12 protein-coding genes are annotated in these 14,655 nt (G+C 69.5%); 8 read left to right on the forward strand and 4 right to left on the reverse strand.

Annotated elements, in window-relative coordinates:
- Window positions 1-123: 123 nt before the first annotated feature.
- Together IEX89_RS00905 and IEX89_RS00910 are read right to left on the reverse strand one after the other, a co-directional pair.
- Window positions 124-768, reverse strand: a complete 645-nt coding sequence (locus IEX89_RS00905; RefSeq protein ID WP_188908521.1) for an ImmA/IrrE family metallo-endopeptidase — start codon at window positions 766-768, stop codon at window positions 124-126.
- A gap of 18 nt (window positions 769-786) precedes the next feature.
- A complete protein-coding gene (locus IEX89_RS00910) occupies window positions 787-4,557 on the reverse strand; it encodes a vitamin B12-dependent ribonucleotide reductase (RefSeq protein WP_188908523.1) in 3,771 nt (1,256 codons plus the stop codon).
- Window positions 4,558-5,261: 704 nt separating this feature from the next.
- Between IEX89_RS00910 and IEX89_RS00915 the strand changes: the two genes are divergently transcribed.
- From IEX89_RS00915 to IEX89_RS00950, 8 genes are all read left to right on the forward strand, one after another.
- Window positions 5,262-5,435: a hypothetical protein gene (locus IEX89_RS00915; protein WP_188908525.1), complete on the forward strand. Its 174-nt coding sequence runs from the start codon at window positions 5,262-5,264 to the stop codon at window positions 5,433-5,435.
- Window positions 5,432-5,911, forward strand: coding sequence for a DUF1643 domain-containing protein (locus IEX89_RS00920; protein WP_188908527.1), 480 nt, complete (start codon window positions 5,432-5,434; stop codon window positions 5,909-5,911). The genes IEX89_RS00915 and IEX89_RS00920 overlap by 4 nt, the downstream gene beginning before the upstream one ends.
- 161 nt (window positions 5,912-6,072) lie before the next feature.
- Complete coding sequence (locus IEX89_RS00925) at window positions 6,073-7,125, forward strand: LacI family DNA-binding transcriptional regulator (RefSeq protein ID WP_188908529.1); 1,053 nt, start codon at window positions 6,073-6,075, stop codon at window positions 7,123-7,125.
- Window positions 7,126-7,242: 117 nt separating this feature from the next.
- Window positions 7,243-8,529, forward strand: a complete 1,287-nt coding sequence (locus IEX89_RS00930; RefSeq protein ID WP_188908531.1) for an ABC transporter substrate-binding protein — start codon at window positions 7,243-7,245, stop codon at window positions 8,527-8,529.
- A gap of 88 nt (window positions 8,530-8,617) precedes the next feature.
- Entirely contained in the window at window positions 8,618-9,463 is an 846-nt protein-coding gene (locus IEX89_RS00935) for a carbohydrate ABC transporter permease (protein ID WP_188908533.1), read from the forward strand.
- The gene (locus tag IEX89_RS00940) at window positions 9,460-10,332 is read left to right on the forward strand and encodes a carbohydrate ABC transporter permease (protein WP_188908535.1); all 873 of its coding nucleotides are present in this window, start codon (window positions 9,460-9,462) and stop codon (window positions 10,330-10,332) included. Before IEX89_RS00935 ends, IEX89_RS00940 begins: the two co-directional genes overlap by 4 nt.
- Before the next feature lie 204 nt (window positions 10,333-10,536).
- Window positions 10,537-11,595: an ABC transporter ATP-binding protein gene (locus IEX89_RS00945; protein ID WP_188908537.1), complete on the forward strand. Its 1,059-nt coding sequence runs from the start codon at window positions 10,537-10,539 to the stop codon at window positions 11,593-11,595.
- Window positions 11,596-11,607: 12 nt separating this feature from the next.
- The gene (locus tag IEX89_RS00950; RefSeq protein WP_188908539.1) at window positions 11,608-12,900 is read left to right on the forward strand and encodes an MGH1-like glycoside hydrolase domain-containing protein; all 1,293 of its coding nucleotides are present in this window, start codon (window positions 11,608-11,610) and stop codon (window positions 12,898-12,900) included.
- Window positions 12,901-12,907: 7 nt separating this feature from the next.
- On the opposite strand, the gene IEX89_RS00955 is transcribed toward IEX89_RS00950, so the two are convergent.
- Together IEX89_RS00955 and phoB are read right to left on the reverse strand one after the other, a co-directional pair.
- A complete protein-coding gene (locus IEX89_RS00955; protein ID WP_188908541.1) occupies window positions 12,908-13,717 on the reverse strand; it encodes a ferredoxin--NADP reductase in 810 nt (269 codons plus the stop codon).
- A gap of 195 nt (window positions 13,718-13,912) precedes the next feature.
- Window positions 13,913-14,644: a phosphate regulon transcriptional regulator PhoB gene (gene phoB / locus IEX89_RS00960; protein ID WP_188908543.1), complete on the reverse strand. Its 732-nt coding sequence runs from the start codon at window positions 14,642-14,644 to the stop codon at window positions 13,913-13,915.
- Between the last annotated feature and the right edge of the window lie 11 nt (window positions 14,645-14,655).

A 14,655-nucleotide genomic window follows, 5' to 3' on the forward strand; every position in this document is an offset into this window, starting at 1 on the left:
GAAGCCCACTCGATGGCACCGCCTCAGTAGCTTCCTCACCAGTTTAAACATGAAAGACGTCGCTACAGAACTGATGCCAGAGACTCCCGCGTGCCCATGTTTTTTTCTAATGCGGCGCTTCAATTATCTGCTTTGCCTCTCACAGGATGAGCAAGCGCCGGAAGTTGACGACATGCTCGAAAGAAAATCGCCACATTTCCGGCAAAGCGCACCAGGTGGCAGGCAACGTGATGAAAACACAGCTTCATGACGCTCGACCGCAACCCATTCCGGCACTTGGCATACCTCAACTATTCGCTCAATCTCTCTCAGAGATTTTACTTCATCTTCTGTAACAAGGAGTCCAACGGCATATCGATCCGCTTGCCATTCAGTGGTCTGCCAAGGCTCCGCGCCTTTGACGGCAAATTCACCTTGTTGACTGAAGAAATGCGCGTCTCCTTCATGAAGAACTAAATGCGCGCACTCGTGCGCCAACGCGAACCTGCTTTCGGCATCACCAAGCCTCGCGTCGCGCAGGATATCCGAGTCGACATGAACACTGAGGTTCACGAGATCCGCGTAAGCCGGCGCGCCGCATTCCTCTATCATCGCCACTACATGCGTCTTTCTTCCCCCGAAAAAACGTGGCAATGCGCTTTCGATGAATTCTGCTACATCGAAATTCGACTCCAGGACGCCCAACGCGTAGTGCCGAAGCGATGCTGCCCTGCTGTAAAGGCGCTCCTCCGCCCATATATGCCGAGCTTTGTAGTTGCGGAAGAGCATGGACGCAGTCGCCTAGATTCAAGAGCACCCGGTAGTGCCACCGCAGGTGTCGCATTTTAGACAAGTACCATTTCTGACGAGTGTGAAGTTTGCGCACTCCGGGCACGCCTCGCCCTCATAGCCCTTCAAGCGAGCCTCTGCTCGGCGGCTTGCAACACCAGCGTCTGCGCTGGAGAACCCCATCTTCACACCTTCGCTCGGCGCCGCAGAAGCAGCCGCAAGCTCCCGCTCCGCCACCGGCTCGGCCTTCAGCGCCGTCGCCGTGCGCGCGCCGCCGCTCGACCCCGGCATGCCGGCGTCGCGGGCGAGCGCCATCACCAGGGGCTGGGGCACGGGGCCCCCGGCCCCGCCGGGGATGAGCATCAGCTTGTCGGTCTTGCCGCGGGTGAAGCCGCGGGAGACGAAGGTGGCGGCCGGGCTCGGCGCGGGGGCCTGCTCGGAGAGGCTCGACTGGCTCTCGCCCTTGCCGAGCACGTCGTGGCCGATCTCGCTCGGGTCGACATGGGCGAGGTCGTAGCGGCCGAGATAGGAGATCGCGAGCTCGCGGAAGACGTAGTCGAGGATGGAGGTCGCGTTCTTGATCGACTCGTTGCCCGTGACGAAGCCCGACGGCTCGAAGCGGGTGAAGGTGAAGGCCTCGACGTATTCCTCGAGCGGCACGCCGTACTGGAGGCCGAGCGAGATGGCGATGGCGAAGTTGTTCATCATCGCCCGGAAGGCCGCGCCCTCCTTGTGCATGTCGATGAAGATCTCGCCGAGGCGCCCGTCGTCGTACTCGCCGGTGCGCAGGTAGACCTTGTGGCCGCCCACGTTCGCCTTCTGGGTGTAGCCCTTGCGGCGGCCGGGGAGCTTCTCGCGATCGCGCACGCGCTCGACGCGCTCGATCACCCGCTCGACGATCTTCTCGGCGACCTCCGCCGCGCGGGCGGGGGCGGCCTTGGCGATGAGGGCCTCGACGGCGTCCGCCGCCTCGTCCTCCTCCGCCTCGTCCTCGATGAGGGCGGCGTTGAGCGGCTGGGAGAGCTTCGAGCCGTCGCGATAGAGGGCGTTGGCCTTCAGCGCCAGGCGCCAGGAGAGCATGTAGGCGCTCTTGCAATCCTCGACCGTGGCCTCGTTGGGCATGTTGATGGTCTTGGAGATGGCGCCCGAGATGAAGGGCTGCGCCGCCGCCATCATGCGGATGTGGCTCTCCACCGAGAGGTAGCGCTTGCCCACGCGCCCGCAGGGGTTGGCGCAATCGAAGACCGGGTAGTGCTCGGGCTTCAGGTGCGGCGCGCCCTCCAGCGTCATCGCCCCGCAGACGTGGATGTTGGCGGCCTCGACGTCCTTCCTCGAGTAGCCGAGATGGGCGAGGAGGTCGAAGGCGGGGTCGGCGAGCCGCTCGGCGGGGATGCCGAGGGTGCCCGTGAGGAAGTCCTCGCCGAGCGTCCACTTGTTGAAGACGAACTTGATGTCGAAGGCCGACTTCATGCCCGCCTCGAGGGCCGCGATCTTTTCCTCCGTGAAGCCCTTGGACTTCAGGCTCGTCGGGTTGATCGCGGGCGCCTGGGCGATGGAGCCGTGGCCGAGCGCGTAGACCTCGATCTCGGCGATCTCGTGCTCGCGATAGCCGAGCGTGCGCAGGGCGTCGGGGACGGCGCGGTTGATGATCTTGAAGTAGCCGCCGCCGGCGAGCTTCTTGAACTTCACGAGCGCGAAATCGGGCTCGATGCCGGTCGTGTCGCAATCCATGACGAGGCCGATCGTGCCGGTGGGCGCGATCACGGTCGCCTGGGCGTTGCGGTAGCCGTGCGTCTCGCCGAGCGCGAGGGCGCGGTCCCACGCCGCCTTGGCGCGGTCCACGAGGTTCGGCTGCGGGCACGAGGCGTGGTCGAGCGGGACGGGGGTGACGGACAGCCCCTCGTAGCCCGCGCTCTCGCCATGGGCCGCGCGGCGGTGGTTGCGCATGACGCGCAGCATGTGATCCGCGTTGTCGGCATAGCCCGGGAAGGCGCCGAGCTCGGAGGCCATCTCCGCGGAGGTGGCGTAGGCGACGCCCGTCATGATGGCGGTGAGCGCCCCGCCGAGCGCGCGGCCCTCGTCGGAATCGTAAGGCAGGCCCATCGTCATCAGGAGCCCGCCGATATTGGCGTAGCCGAGCCCCAGCGTGCGGTAGCGGTAGGAGAGCTCGGCGATCTCCTTCGAGGGGAACTGCGCCATCAGGACCGAGATCTCGAGGACCATGGTCCACAGCCGGCAGAGGTGCTCGAAACCCTCGACGTCGAAGGTCTTGGCGTCGCGGTGCCAGAACTGCAGCAGGTTCGCGGAGGCGAGGTTGCAGGCCGTGTCGTCGAGGAACATGTATTCCGAGCACGGATTCGAGCCGCGGATGCGGCCGGATGCCGGGCAGGTGTGCCAGTCGTTCATCGTGGTGTTGAAGTGCAGCCCGGGATCCGCCGAGGCCCAGGCGGCGTGGCCGATCTTCTCCCACAGCTCACGGGCCTTGAGCGTCTTCTTGGTCTTGCCGGTCTGGCGCCAGGTCAGCGACCAGTCGCCGTCCTGCTCGACGGCGCGCAGGAAGTCGTCCGTGATGGAGACGGAATTGTTGGAGTTCTGGCCGGCGACGGTGAGGTAGGCCTCCGAGTCCCAATCGGTGTCGTAGATGGGGAAGTCGATCTCGGTGTAGCCCTGGCGCGCGAACTGGATGACGCGCTTGATGTAGTTGTCCGGCACCATCGCCCGGCGCGCGAGCTTGATCTCGCGCTTGAGGACGGGGTTCCTCTCGGGGTCGAAGCAGGCCTCGCCCGTGGCGTCGCCCTCGACCTCGCAATTGATGCAGGCCTTCATCACGGCCTTGAGGTGCTTGGCGTTGAGCTTGGAGCCGGTGACGAGGGCGGCGACCTTCTGCTCCTCCTTCACCTTCCAGTCGATATAGGCCTCGATGTCCGGGTGGTCGATGTCGACGACGACCATCTTCGCCGCGCGGCGCGTGGTGCCGCCGGACTTGATGGCGCCCGCCGCGCGATCGCCGATCTTGAGGAAGGACATCAGGCCCGACGACTTGCCGCCGCCCGACAGCCGCTCGCCCTCGCCGCGCAGGCGCGAGAAGTTCGAGCCCGTGCCGGAGCCGTACTTGAACAGGCGCGCCTCGCGCACCCACAGGTCCATGATGCCGCCCTCGTTGACGAGGTCGTCCTCGACGGACTGGATGAAGCAGGCGTGCGGCTGCGGGTGCTCGTAGGCGGTCTTCGACTTCGTCAGCTTACCCGTCTTGTAGTCGACGTAGTAATGGCCCTGCGAGGGACCGTCGATGCCGTAAGCCCAGTGCAGCCCGGTGTTGAACCATTGCGGCGAGTTCGGCGCCACCATCTGGTTGGCGAGCATGTAGCGCAGCTCGTCGAGGAACGCGGCCGCGTCCTCCTCCGAGGTGAAGTAGCCGCCCTTCCAGCCCCAATAGGTCCAGCAGCCCGCGAGCCGGTCGAAGACCTGGCGCGAGGAGACCTCGGAGGTGTAGCGCTCCTCCTCGGGGAGCTCGGCGAGCGCCTTCGCGTCGGCGACGGAGCGCCACAGGAAGGAGGGAACGTCGTTCTCCTCGACCTTCTTGAGACGCGCCGGCACGCCGGCCTTGCGGAAATACTTCTGCGCGAGGACGTCGCAGGCGACCTGCGACCAGGTCTCCGGCACGTCGATGTCCGCCAGCCGGAACACGACCGAGCCGTCCGGATTGCGGATCTCGCTCGTCGCCTTCCGGAAGGTGATGCCGGCATAGGGATCACGCCCCGCACTGGTGTATCGCCGCTCGATCCGCATCGTCCCGTATCCCTGGTTCTCGCCGGGTCGCCGCATGCGACCCCGTTGTCAGCCCGAGCGACCGTGTGCCGGTCGCCCCCTCCTCGTCACCGCCGTCACGCCGCGCGGGTTCCCGAACAGGCGCGCGGACCCGTTCGCGCGAGCATCTGGGCTCGCGCGTGATGGGATGCCGCATCCGTTCTGGATGTCGCCCGACGTGAGGCCTTCCGGCCCGCCGCCGCTCGTGTCGGTCGGACGAGGGAAAGCTGTCACCAGCCGGGGCGGACGTCAACACCTAGTGCTGCGGCTCGTCCCCAGCCCTAGATATGGTGTGGGCTGTTAAGATTGTGGATAGTTCGAAGACGGCCCGTTAAGCCGTTCTCAGCGTTCGAATTTTCCGAGCCCGCAGCGTGACGCGGGCGCCTCGCGGGGGAAAGCTTCGCCGGCTGGCCATCCACAAGAGCTTGCGGGGAATTGCGCCGGCGCCGCGACGGCCCGCTCCGGCCGACGGCCTCCCACCGGGGCTGCGCGAGCGGCGCCAAGCCACTCGTTTTCAAGGTTTTGAAGGCGCTGGCGGCGGGATCCACCCGCAGAGAATCGGTTGGCGGCGAAAGGAATCCGATTCGGCCACGAAAACGGCTGGATCGGGGTGCGTTCAGGCTCCGCTCAGGATTTCCACCGTAATGTCGCGGGGATCGCACCCCGCCCTCCCGCCGAGCCCTCCGATGTCGCTCCCCTCCTCCAGCCGCTTACGCGCCACCGCCTGCGCCACCCTCGCCCGGCTCGGGCTCCTCGGCCTCGTCCTCCTCGCCGGATTCGGCATCGGCGAGACCCGCGCCGCTCGCGCGCCGGCGCTCGACGTGACGCCGACGCAGGCGCTCGTCGACCCCGCGCCGTGAGGGCGGTCTTCTCCGCCTGCGGGACCTACCGCTACCGGCTCGAGCGCGATGCGCCGGACGAGACGAGCGGCGGGCCCGTCGCCTTCGTCATGCTCAACCCGTCGACCGCCGACGCGGACCGGGACGACCCGACGATCCGGCGCGTGCGCATCCTCGCGCGCGGCTTCGGCTTCGGGCCGATCGTCGTGGCGAACCTCTACGCGCTGCGGGCGAGCGACCCGCGGGCGCTCGCCGCCCATCCCGATCCCGTGGGCCCGCAGAACGCGGCGCACCTCGCCGCCCTGGCCCGAGAGGGACGCGACGTCGTCTGCGCCTGGGGCGTCCACGCCGACCCCGCGCGGGCCGCGGCGACGATCGCGCTCCTCGGGCGAGCCGGCGCGCGGCTCTGGCATCTCGGCCTGACGAAAGCGGGCGCGCCGCGCCACCCGCTCTACGTCCCGCGCGACGTGCCGCTCACTCCACTCTCGCCCGCGTAGGGGAAGCCGGCGCTTGACAGCCCGGGATCGCGGCGGCACTCTTCCAAAACGTTTCGGACGAATGCCGCGCAGACGGTGCCGCCGTAGCGTCTCGCATTCGCGATCCGAAACGTTTCGGGAGCGTCCGCGAGCCGGAGGAAACGCGTGGGAGGAGAGGCGTCATGGAGCGCCGTCAACCGCGGCTGAAGGAATTGTCGAGCGAGCTCGGCCTGTCGATCACGACGGTGTCGCGCGCGCTCGCCGGCTATTCCGACGTCTCGCCGGCCACCCGCGAGCGGGTGCGCGAGGCGGCCGCGCGCTCGGGCTACGTCCCCAACCGCGCCGGGCGCGCGCTGAAATCAGGCCAGACCGGCTTCGTCGGCCTCGTCGTGCCGGTGCGCGACGCGCAGTTCATCGACGCTTTCCTCGGCGAGTTCGTCATGGGGCTCGGCGAGGCGCTGGCGGAGGCCGGGCGCGACCTCGCGCTCACCACCGCGACGCGCCGGCAGGACGAGCTCGACGTCCTCGCCCACGTCGTGAACGCGGGCCAGGTCGACGGGATGGTGGTCAGCCGCACCACCTGCGACGACCCGCGGGTGCGTTTCCTCGTCGATCGCGGCGTGCCCTTCGTGCTGCACGGACGCGTGCTCGGCGAGAGCCGGCCTCACGTGTGGCTCGACACCGACGGCGAGGCCGCCTTCGCCGAGGCCGCGCGCCGGCTCATCGCGCTGGGGCACCGCCGCTTCGGGCTCGTCACCTTCTCCGACCCGATGACCTTCGTGCATTACCGCCGCGCGGGCCTCGAGGCGGCGCTGCGCGACGCGGGTCTCGCGCTCGCGCCGGAGGCCGTCGCCGCCGCGCCCCGCGGCGATCGGGAGGCGCTCGCCGCCGCCATCGCGCGCGTCCTCGACATGCCGGCGAGCCAGCGGCCCACCGCGATCCTGTGCATGACGGACACGCTCGCCATCGCGCTGATGGAGGCCGCGCGCGAGCGCTCCATCGCCGTCCCGGCGGATCTCTCCGTCATCGGCTTCGACAACCTGCCGGTCTCGTCCTTCGCGCGGCCCGGCCTCACCACCTTCGACGCCCGCATCCACGAATGCGGCGTCGACGTCGCGCGCATGCTGCTCGACGTCATCGCCAACGGTCCCGCCGCGGTCGAGCCGAGGCTCGTCGCGGCGGACTTCATCGCGCGCGACAGCCACGGCCCGGCGCCGGGAGGACGTGGCCCCTAGCGCGCGCCGGCGGCCGCCGGGCCGCATCCCGCATCGCGGAAGAGACGGCCCGCAAAGAGGCCTTCGCGAGACGGACACCCGAGACCGACACCAGACACCGTAACGGGAGGACACGACATGAGACGCCACCTGACGACGACTTCAGCCCTCGCCACCCTGACGCTCGCCGCCTTCGCCGCGACCTCCGCGCCCGCCCCCGCGGCCGCCCAGGAGCTGCTCTTCTGGTCGACGCAGGCGCGGCCCGTCGAGGAGGCGCAGGGCATGCGCGAAGAGGTTCTCTCCGGCTTCGAGGGCGGCGCCGTCGACTACCAGCCGCAGGACGCCGGGCCCTTCATCACGCGCCTGCGCGCCGAGACCGAGGCGAACGAGGGCACCATCGCCGTCGTCGGCGCGCTCCATGGCGAGCTGACCGCCTTCGCCGACGCCTTCGCCGATCTCTCCGCCATCGACGTCTCCGCCGCGAGCCCGGCGCTCGTCGAGCTCGGCCGGCTCGGGACCGACGAGCAGCGCTACGTGCCCTGGATGCAGGCGACCTACCTGATGGCGGCGAACCGCGCGGCGCTCGAGCACCTGCCCGAGGGCGCGGACGTGAACGCGCTCACCTGGGACCAGCTGATCGAATGGGGCCGCGCCATGGAAGAGGCCACCGGCTCGCCGAAAATCGGCCTGCCGGCGGGCCCGCAGGGCCTGCGCCACCGCGTGGTGCAGGGCTATTTCTACCCGTCCTTCACCGATTCCATGGTGACGCGGTTCCGCTCCGACGACGCGGTGGCGATGTGGGAGACGGTCAAGGAGCTGTGGGAGGTCACGAACCCGCGCTCGACCTCCTACAACTTCATGCAGGAGCCGCTTCTCGCCGACGAGGTCTGGGTCGCCATCGACCACACGGCGCGCCTGGCGGAAGCCTTCAACCAGCGCCCCGACGACTTCATCGCCTTCCCCGCGCCCGCCGGCCCGACGGGCCGCGGCTTCATGCCGGTCGTCGCCGGCATCGCCGTGCCCGCGACGGCGCCGGACCAGGAGGCGAGCCTCGCGCTCGTGCGCTACATGCTCCAGCCGGACACCCAGATCGCGACGCTGCGGGCCACGAACTTCTTCCCCGTCGTCGACGTGGAGCTGCCCGAGGACATGCCGCCGTCGGTGCGCGCGGCGGGCGCCGCGATCGCGCTCCAGTCCGGCGCGCCCGACGCCAATCCCGGCCTCCTGCCGGTGGGTCTCGGCGATCTCGGCGGCCAGTTCAACCAGGTCTACGTGGACACGTTCGAGCGCATCGTGCTCGCCGGCCAGCCGATCGAGCAGGTGCTCGACGAGGGCGCGCAGGAGCTGCGCCGCATCGTCGACGAAGCCGGCGCGCCGTGCTGGGCGCCGGACGCCGCCTCCGAGGGCCCCTGCCCGGTGGAATGAGCCTCGCCACCCGGGCCGCACATCGTGCGGCCCGGGTCCCCACCCGCTGACGCGGGAGCGCCGTCGCGCGCTTCCGAGGAGCCGATCCATGCCCTCGCGCGCCCTGCCCTACCTCCTGCTCGCGCCGGCCGCCCTCTTCCTCGCCGCCTTCTTCCTCTATCCGGCGGTGCAGGTGGCGGTGATCGCGTTCACGCGGGGAGACGAGGTCGGTCTCGCGAACTTCGCCCGCATGGCCGGGCACTGGAAGTTCGACACGGCCTTGTGGAACACGATCCTGCTCGCGGCCGTGGTCGTGCCGCTGCAGCTCGCGCTCGCCCTCTTCATGGGGCAGATCGTGACGCAGATGGGCCGCGGGCGCGATCTCGTGCTCTACGTCTTCACGATCCCGCTCGGCATATCGGATCTCGCGGCGGGCATCATCTGGCTCGCGATCCTCGAGCAGAACGGCTTCCTCAACTCGTTCCTCTACCATCTCGGGCTCCTGGACAGCCCGGTGGCGCGCCTCTCCTATCAGAACACGCTCGGCCTCTTCGTCGCCGTCGCCATCGCCGAGATCTGGCGCGCGACCGCGATCATGCTCGTGATCCTGGTCGCCGGCATGGGCCTCATCCCCAAGGAATACAACGAGGCGGCCGAGGTGTTCGGCGCCTCGCCCTGGCAGCGCTTCGTCAAGGTCACGCTGCCGCTGCTCAAGCCCAGCCTGCAGACGGCGCTGATCCTGCGCACCATCCTCGCCTTCGAGGTCTTCGCGGTCGTCGCCGCCCTCGCGGGCACCTCGATGCCGATGCTGATGGGCGAGACCTACGCCTGGGAGTTCCAGCTCCAGGACCGCGGCGTCGCCGCCTCCTACGCCCTGGTGATCCTGGGCATCTCCATCGCCTCCACGCTGGTCTTCCTGTGGTGGCTACGCACCCCCGAGGAGGCGCGCGCATGACGGCGACGGCCCCCCTCCCCGCCCACGGCGCGGCGCCCTCAGACGAGATCGCCCGCGCCCTCGATCTCGCCCGCGCCAAGCGTTGGCTCGTCGCCGCCGTCGTGACGATCCTGTGCCTGTGGGTGCTCGTCCCGATCTATCTCGTGCTGGTCAACGCCCTCTCGACCCCCTCGGAGGTCTCCGGCTGGCCCAAGAGCTTCGTGCCCTCCTTCGCCATGGAGAGCCTCGCCTTCTTCGCGGGGTATCGCGGCGTCGCGGAAGCGCTGCTGAATTCCGTCATGGTCGCGGCGATCACGATGGTGCTCTCCATCGTCATCGGCGCGCCCGCGGGCTACGCGCTCGCGCGCTTCGACTTCGCGGGCAAGAACGCCTTCCGCATCCTCGTCCTGATGACGCGCGCCTTCCCGCTGCCGCTCCTCGCTCTCCCTCTGGCGGTCGCCTACATCCAGATCGGGCTCGACGACACGATCCTCGGCCTCGCCTTCGTCCACACGATGCTGGCGATGCCCTTCGCCGTCCTGATCACGGCCTCGCTGTTCATGGGCGTGCCCTTCGAGCTCGAGGAGGCGGCCTGGACGCTCGGCTGCACGCGGCTCCAGGCCTTCGTGAAAGTGGTTCTGCCGCTGGTGAGCCCCGGCATCGCGGCCTCGGCCGTCTTCGCCTTCGTGGTCTCCTGGAACGAGGTCTTCGCCGCCGCGGTGCTGACCATCGAGAACCGCACGCTGACCGCCTTCCTCCTCCAGAGCCTGAACGTCAGCCCGCTCCACCTCAAGTTCGCAGGCGCGGCGGTGCTGGTGCTGCCCGCCCTCCTCTTCCTCTTCGCGGTGAGGAAGTACCTCTTCGCCATGTGGGGGATCGCCAACCGATGAGCGCGAGCCCGGCCACCTTCTCCTCGCCCCCTCCGGTCCGCTGCGCGGCCCACCTCCCCTACGGGGAGATCGCGGCGTCACGCCTCGCAACCACGTCGACGACGGCCGCCGACCCGACACCGCCCCACGGGGCGGTCGGCGAGCGCAGCGAGACGGGTGGGGGCGAGCGCACACGCCTCCTGCCACCTTCGAAGGAGCGCACCCATGGCTGAGATCACCGTCGCAGGCCTCGAGAAGTCCTACGGCTCCTTCACGGCGCTCCACGGCATCGACCTGCACGTGGAGGACCGCGAGTTCCTGGTGCTGCTCGGCGCGTCCGGCTGCGGGAAGACGACGCTCCTGCGCTGCATCGCCGGGCTGGAGACCGCGAGCCGGGGCGAGATCGCCATCGGCGGACGGCGGGTCGACCCGCTGCCGCCCCGGGCGCGCAAGATCGCCATGGTCTTCCAGAACTACGCCGTCTTCCCCCACCTCACCGTGTTCGAGAACATCGCCTTCGGCCTGCGCATGAAGAAGATGCCCAATGCCGAGGTGGACGAGAAGGTCCGGCGCGCCGCCACGATGATGCACATCGAGCAGTTGCTCGCGCGCTATTCGGGCCAGCTCTCCGGCGGCCAGCGCCAGCGCGTCGCGGTGGCGCGCGCGCTCGCCATGGAGCCGGAGGTGCTGCTGATGGACGAGCCGCTCTCGAACCTCGACGCGCTCTTGCGCCTCGAGATGCGCGCCGAGCTCAAGGGCGTGCTCCAGGAGAGCAGGACGACGACGATCTACGTCACCCACGACCAGGTGGAGGCCATGAGCCTCGCCGACCGGATCGCCGTCATGCACGGCGGGCACATCGTCCAGCACGCCTCGCCCCTCGACGTCTATCGCGATCCCGCGACGCGCTTCGTCGGCAGCTTCATCGGCAATCCGCCGATGAACTTCCTGCCGGCGACCCGCACGACGGCCGGCTGGGAGGTCGCGGGCCTGACGATGCCGGGACCCGCGATCGATGCGCACACGATCGAGTTCGCCGTGCGCCCGGAGGACCTGACGCCCGCCGAGACCGGCCTGACCGGCCGGGTCAAGGTCGTCGAGCCGCTCGGCGCGCATCAGCTCGTGACGATGGACGTCGCGGGCCACCATTTCCGCGTCGTGCTGGAAAGCGATCTCGTCGTGCGCCCGGGCGAGACCCTCCGGCTCGCGCCGCGCCCCGAGCGCGTGCGCTGGTTCGACCCGACGAGCCAGACCGCCATCGACCGCTCCCTCGTGCCCTCCTGAGAAGCCGTAGCCATGACGACCTCCCCCCGCGACGACGACCGCCTGCGCGCCGAGGCGATCGCGATCCTGCGCGAGAACGACCTCGGCGCCTACACCATCCCGACGAAGGGGCTCTACCCGTTCCAGTGGAACTGGGATTCCTGCCTCGTGGCGCTCGGCCTCGCGCGGATCGACGAGGACCGCGCCTTCCGCGAGATCGAGACGCTGTTCGCGCACCAATGGGAGGACGGCTTCGTCCCCCACATCGTCTTCCACGCCGACGCGCAGAGCTACTTCCCGGGTCCGGACGTGTGGGACACGCGCCGCGCGACGCCGACGAGCGGCATCACCCAGCCGCCGGTCGCGGGTTTCTGCCTGCGGCGCCTCTACGAGACGGCATCCGACCGGGAGGCGGCCGCCGCCCGCACCAAGGCGCTCCTGCCGCGGATCGCCGCCTGGCACCGCTGGTTCCACGCGACCCGCGACCCCGAGGCCACCGGCCTCGTCGCGATCCTCCATCCCTGGGAGAGCGGGCGCGACAATTCGATGGATTGGGACGAGGCCCTCGCGCGCGTCTCGCCCGAGGGCGTGGGCGAGTACGTGCGCCGCGACACGAGCCACGTGGACGCCGCGCAGCGCCCGACCAAGGCCGAGTACGACCGCTATTTGCGGCTCGTCCAGATCTTCCGCGGGCTCGGCTGGGATCACGGGGCGCTGCACGAGGCCTCGCCCTTCAAGGTCGTCGATCCCGGCTTCAACGCGATCCTGATCCGCTCGGCCGAGGATCTCGCTGCGCTTGCGGAGGCGCTGGACGAGCCGGCGATCGCGGAGGAGGCCGCCCGCCACGCCGCCGCAGGCCGCGCGGCGCTGGAGGGCCTGTGGCACGAGGGGCTCGGGCAATACGCCTGCTTCGACCGGGCGGCGGGCGCGCTCGTCGAGAGCGCCTCCATCGGCGGGCTGCTGCCGCTCTTCGCCCTGGAGCCGGGACATGCCCGCGCCGCCGTCCTGGCGAAGCGCATCGAGACCGTCTGCGCACGCGCGCGCCACCCGGTCCCCAGCCACGACCCGGCCGATCCGCGCTTCGATCGCCTGCGCTATTGGCGCGGCCCGCTCTGGCTCGTCGCCAACCGCATGATCCTCGACGGCCTCGCCCGCCACGGGCACGTCGACGCCGCGACGGCGATCGCGCGCGACGGCCTCGCGCTCGTGGCGCGGCGCGGCTTCGCCGAATATTTCGACCCGCTCGACGGGCGCCCGCTCGGCGGCGGGCGCTTCAGCTGGACGGCGGCGATGGTGCTGGAGTTCCTGGACCTGATCGAGGAGTGAGCCGAGCTCACCCGACGAAGGCGCGCTCGACCACGAAGTGGGCGGGCTTGGCGTTCGAGCCCTCCTCGAGGCCCGCCGCCTGGCAGAGCGCGCGGCAATCCCTCGTCATCTCGATGGAGCCGCAGATCATCACGCGGTCGGTCGCGGGATCGAGGGGCGGCAGGCCGAGATCGGCGAAGAGCCGGCCGGACGAGATCGCATCCGTGATGCGGAAGGGGTGCGGGTGCGGCTCGCGCGTCACCGTCGTGTAGAAGGTCAGGCGCGGCGCGGCGATCTCGCCCACGAGGGGATCCTCGACGAGCTCGCGCACGGTGCTCTCGCCGTAGGCGAGTTCCGCCACCCGCCGGCAGCTCTGCGTGAGAATCACCTCGTCGAACTTCTCGTAGGTCTCGGGATCGCGGATGAGGCTCGCGAAGGGCGCGATGCCGGTGCCGGTGGAGAGCATGTAGAGCCGCTTGCCGGGCGCCAGCGCGTCGAGGACGAGCGTGCCCGTGGGCTTCTTCTTGATCAGGATCTCGTCGCCGATCTCGATGCGCTGCAGGCGCTCGGTGAGCGGGCCGCCGGGGACCTTGATCGAGAAGAACTCGAGCTCGTCGTCCCAGCTGGGGCTCGCGATGGAATAGGCGCGGAAGACCGGGCGCTCGCCGCCGGGCAGGCCGATCATCACGAACTCGCCGGACCGGAAGCGCAGCGACGAAGGACGCGTCGTGCGGAAGCGGAAGAGCCGGTCGGTGTAGTGCTCCACGAGCGTGACGCGCTCGACGTGGCAGTCGACGGGCAAAGCGGTGATGGCGCCGGCGGCGGCGTTGTCCGACATCGGATCCTCTTCGTGCAGGGCCTCGGGGCGTGATTACGCCCCAACGAGCTGGACGGTTCGCGAAGCGATAGCACATCGCCGTTTCGCAGCGCACCACGTACGAAACCAGACCCGCCGGCGCAAGCCCGCGTTCCGGACGCACCCTTTATGCCAAATCAAGGGTTGCGATGCAACGCCTCAGGCGCGTGGAACGCCTCAGTCCGTGCCGGTGGACAGCCCGAGCCCGCCCTCGCCTTTGGCGAAGGTCTCGTCGAAGGAATAGCCGGCGCCGCGAACGGTGCGGATCGGGTCGAGCGTCTCGCGGGTGTTGATCGCCTTGCGCAGGCGCCCGACATGGACGTCGACCGTCCGCTCGTCGATATAGACGTCGTGGCCCCAGACACCGTCGAGCAGCTGCTCGCGTGTGAAGACGCGGCCCGGGCTCTGCATCAGGAACTCGAGCAGCCGGAACTCGGTGGGGCCGAGATGCAGCTCGCGCCCGGCGCGACGCACGCGATGGGTCTCGCGATCGAGCTCGATGTCGCCGGCGACGAGCAGGTTCGCGATATGGGCTGGCTTCGTGCGTCGCAGGAGCGCGCGCACCCGGGCGAGCAGCTCGGGGACGGAGAAGGGCTTGACGATGTAGTCGTCCGCGCCGGTGGCGAGGCCGCGGACGCGGTCGCCCTCCTCGCCGCGAGCGGTGAGCATGATGACCGGCAGCCGCTCGGTCTCGCGCCGCGCGCGAATGCGCCGGCACAGCTCGATGCCCGACAGGCCCGGCAGCATCCAGTCGAGCAGGACGAGGTCGGGGATCTGCTCGCGCAGCCGCACCTCGGCCTCGTCGCCGCGCACGACGGAATCGACCTTGTAGCCCTCGGCTTCCAGATTGTAGCGCAGGAGGAGCGTCAACGGCTCCTCGTCCTCGACCACGAGGATACGCGTGCTCATGGGACCCCGAC

It is taken from the genome of Salinarimonas ramus (assembly GCF_014645695.1).
Lineage (GTDB): Bacteria > Pseudomonadota > Alphaproteobacteria > Rhizobiales > Beijerinckiaceae > Salinarimonas > Salinarimonas ramus.

Coding starts and splice junctions, on each gene's coding strand:
- IEX89_RS00915 (WP_188908525.1), top strand. CDS start 5,262: ATGTCGCTCCCCTCCTCCAGCCGCTTACGCGCCACCGCCTGCGCCACC.
- IEX89_RS00945 (WP_188908537.1), top strand. CDS start 10,537: ATGGCTGAGATCACCGTCGCAGGCCTCGAGAAGTCCTACGGCTCCTTC.
- IEX89_RS00925 (WP_188908529.1), top strand. CDS start 6,073: ATGGAGCGCCGTCAACCGCGGCTGAAGGAATTGTCGAGCGAGCTCGGC.
- IEX89_RS00935 (WP_188908533.1), top strand. CDS start 8,618: ATGCCCTCGCGCGCCCTGCCCTACCTCCTGCTCGCGCCGGCCGCCCTC.
- IEX89_RS00910 (WP_188908523.1), bottom strand. CDS start 4,557: ATGCGGATCGAGCGGCGATACACCAGTGCGGGGCGTGATCCCTATGCC.
- IEX89_RS00940 (WP_188908535.1), top strand. CDS start 9,460: ATGACGGCGACGGCCCCCCTCCCCGCCCACGGCGCGGCGCCCTCAGAC.
- IEX89_RS00905 (WP_188908521.1), bottom strand. CDS start 768: ATGCTCTTCCGCAACTACAAAGCTCGGCATATATGGGCGGAGGAGCGC.
- IEX89_RS00955 (WP_188908541.1), bottom strand. CDS start 13,717: ATGTCGGACAACGCCGCCGCCGGCGCCATCACCGCTTTGCCCGTCGAC.
- IEX89_RS00950 (WP_188908539.1), top strand. CDS start 11,608: ATGACGACCTCCCCCCGCGACGACGACCGCCTGCGCGCCGAGGCGATC.
- phoB (WP_188908543.1), bottom strand. CDS start 14,644: ATGAGCACGCGTATCCTCGTGGTCGAGGACGAGGAGCCGTTGACGCTC.
- IEX89_RS00930 (WP_188908531.1), top strand. CDS start 7,243: ATGAGACGCCACCTGACGACGACTTCAGCCCTCGCCACCCTGACGCTC.